Origin of the sequence: Paracoccus sp. FO-3 (assembly GCF_006386455.1) — a bacterium.
GTDB classification, from domain to species: domain Bacteria; phylum Pseudomonadota; class Alphaproteobacteria; order Rhodobacterales; family Rhodobacteraceae; genus Paracoccus; species Paracoccus versutus.
In genome coordinates this window covers 1-3,148 of the sequence record NZ_VCBQ01000211.1, presented here as the reverse complement: position 1 = coordinate 3,148, position 3,148 = coordinate 1, and the positions used below count along the sequence as shown (strand labels likewise).

At 74.7% G+C, this 3,148-nt stretch carries 1 protein-coding gene; it reads left to right on the top strand.

Annotated features, from left to right (window positions below; genetic code table 11):
* Nucleotides 1-132: 132 nt before the first annotated feature.
* Nucleotides 133-1,830 carry a thiol reductant ABC exporter subunit CydD gene (gene cydD, locus FE811_RS26275; protein ID WP_140849443.1) on the top strand — a complete coding sequence of 566 codons (1,698 nt, stop codon included), beginning with the start codon at nucleotides 133-135 and terminating at the stop codon, nucleotides 1,828-1,830.
* The last annotated feature ends 1,318 nt before the right edge of the window (nucleotides 1,831-3,148 follow it).

The window sequence follows — 3,148 nt, the reverse complement described above, 5'->3', positions numbered from 1 at the left end:
ATGCGAATATATGCAAGGGTGGCGAGCAAAGGATGCGTCGTGTTGTCTCGCTGCATCCCTCCGCTTCATCATTTATACATCCCTTCGAATATAAAGTGTCGCCTCATCCGACGCGAACCAAAAGACATCACCATGCGCGAATCCGAAAGGTCCCCTCGGCACCCGCCTCCGGCCAACGGAGAGGGTGTCCGCCCCGCATCCTGGCTTGCCCCCGCCCTGGCGGTGGCGGCCGCGCTCTTGTGGCTGCCGCAGGCCGGCATCCTGGCCGCTGCGGTGGCCGGGATCGCCGCGGGAACGGGCGCGGCATCGCTGGTGGGGCCGGCGCTTGGCGTGCTGGCCCTGGGGCTCCTGCGCGCCGGGCTCGAGGCGCTTGGCGGCAGGCTGGCCTGGCGCGCGGCGCGGGCGCAGTTGTCGGACCTGCGCGGCAGGGCGGTGGCCGCGCTTTCGGCGCGCTCGCCGCTGGATGCCGGGCGCATCCCCTCGGGCGAGGCGGCAAGCATCGTCGCCGAACAGGCCGAGGCCGTCGTGCCCTGGCTGGCACGCTTTCGGCCCGCGCGGCTGAAGGCGGCGGTGCTGCCCTTGGCCATCTTCCTGGCGATCCTGCCCTTTTCCTGGACGGCTGCGCTGGTGCTGCTGGTGGCGCTGCCGGTGATCCCGGTCTTCATGGTCCTGGTCGGCTGGAAGGCCAAGGCGGCAAGCGAGGCGCAGATGATCGAGGTCGGCGGCATGAACGCCTTTCTGCTGGACCGGCTGCGCGGCATGGCGACCATCCGCAGCCTGGGCGCCATCGAGGCGACGGCGCTGCGGGTCAGGGCCGATGCGGAATCGCTGCGCGCGCGCACCATGGCGGTCTTGCGCATCGCCTTCCTGACCTCGGCGGTGCTGGAGCTTTTCGCGGCGCTCGGCGTGGCGATGGTCGCGGTCTATATCGGTTTCCACCTGCTGGGCGACCTGCCCTTCGGCGCCTGGGGCGACAAGCTGACGCTGGCCGAGGGCCTGTTCATCCTGCTGCTGGCGCCGGCCTTTTTCGAGCCCCTGCGCGAATTGTCGGCGGTCTGGCACGACAAGGCGGCGGGCGAGGCCGGGATGGCCGCCTTGCAGCGGGCGGCCGCGCCGGGGATGGCGCTGCCCGGCGCCGAGGCCGAGGGCGCCGCCCCGTCAACCGCCGCCGCCACGGCGCTGCGCCTTGAGGATCTGCGCTTTCGCCATGCCGGCGCAATGCAGCCCGGCCCGCGCCGCCTCAGCCTGGCCATCGCGCCGGGCGAGCATGTGGCGCTGGTCGGGCCCAGCGGCTCGGGCAAGTCGACGCTGCTTTCGCTGATCGCCGGCCTGGCCGCACCCGATTCGGGGCGGATCGAGATCGACGGCCGGCTGCTCGACGCGCAAGCCGCCGCGGGACTGCGCGCCCGGATGGCCTGGATCGGCCAGGCACCGCATATTTTTGCGGGCTCGCTGGCGCAGAACGTCACGCTGGGCCGAACCCTGCCCGCCGCGGGCAGCCTGCCGGAGGCGCTACGCATGGCCCGGCTGGACCAGGTCGCGGCCCGGCGCGGCAGCGCCCCGGTCGGCGAGGGCGGCACCGGCCTGTCCGGCGGCGAGGCGCTGCGCCTGGCCCTGGCGCGGGTGGCCGCGACGCCGCAGGCCGGGCTGATCCTGGCGGACGAGCCGACGGCGCATCTCGACGCCGCCACCGCGCGCGAGATCGCCGAGGGGCTGGTGGCGCTGGCGCAGGGACGGACGCTGATCGTGGCGACGCACGACCCGGAACTGGCCGCGCGCATGGACCGCGTCATTCGGCTGGACGGCACCGGGATGGAGGCGGCGGCATGAGGCGGCTGGTCCGGGACATGGCGCCGGTGCTGGCGCTGTTCGCTTGCGAAGGGCGGCGCCGGCTGTGGACGGGCGCGGCGCTGGCGGCGGCGACGGTGCTGGCGGGCATCGCGCTGTTGGGGCTGTCAGGCTGGTTCATCACCGCCACCGCCATCGCCGGGCTGACCACGGCCACGGCGCTGGCCTTCGACGTGTTCATGCCCTCCTCGGGCATCCGGCTGCTGGCCCTGGGGCGCACGGCGGCGCGCTATGGCGAGCGGCTGGTGACGCATGACGCGACGCTGGCCGTGCTGGCCGGCCTGCGCGAGCGGCTGTTTCGCGGCTGGGCCGCGCCCGGTGCCGCGGGGGCGCTGATGCTGCGCCCGGCGCGGCTGCTGTTCCGGCTGACCGTGGATATAGACGCGCTCGACGTGCTTTACCTGCGGGTGCTGGTGCCGCTGGCGGCGGCGCTCGTCACCGCGCTGGCGGCGGGCGTGACGCTGGGGCTGATGCAGCCGCTGTTCGGGCTGGCGGTGCTTGGCTTTCTGATCGCGGCGGGGATCGGCCTTGCCCTGGCCGCCGCCCGCGCGGCGGGACCGGGGATGCGGCGGCGCGCGCAGGCGACCGAGACGCTGCGCGCCCGCGTCATCGACCTGATGCAGGGCCAGACCGAACTGGTCATGGCCGGCCGGCTGGGCGCGCAGCGCCGGGCCATCGCCGCGACGGATGCCCGGCTGGCGGCGGCCGAGGATCGGCTGAACCGCATCGACCTGCTGGCGGGCTTCGGCTATGGCGCGGCATCGGCGGCCCTGCTGGCAGGGGTGCTGGTCGTCGCAGGCGCGCTGGCGGAAAGCGGCCGCATCGGCGCACCCGTCGCGGCGCTGGCCTTGCTGGTGGCGCTGGCGGCGGTCGAGCCCTTTGCCCAGTTGCGCCGCGGCGCGATGGAGCTGCCGCGCAGCCTGATCTCGGCCCGCCGGCTGGGGCCGCGGCTGGACCCGCCCCCTGCCCCGCCGGCCGCGACCCTGCCCGAACCGGGCTTTGCCGCGCAGCTGCAAGGCGTCGGGCTGCGCCATCCCGGCGCGGCGCGAGCGGTGCTGGCCGGGATCACCCTGGAGCTGCGCGTGGGCGAGCGCCTGGCGCTGATCGGCGCCAGCGGTGCCGGCAAGTCCAGCCTGNCGGCGAGGCCGCGCCCGAAGGCGGCCGGATCGCCCGCAGCCCGGCCTGCCTGATGACCCAGCGCAGCGAGCTGTTCCGCGACAGCCTGCGCGACAACCTGCGCCTGGCCGCGCCGGGGGCCGACGACGCCCGGCTGCTGGCGGCGCTTGAGGCGGCAGGCCTT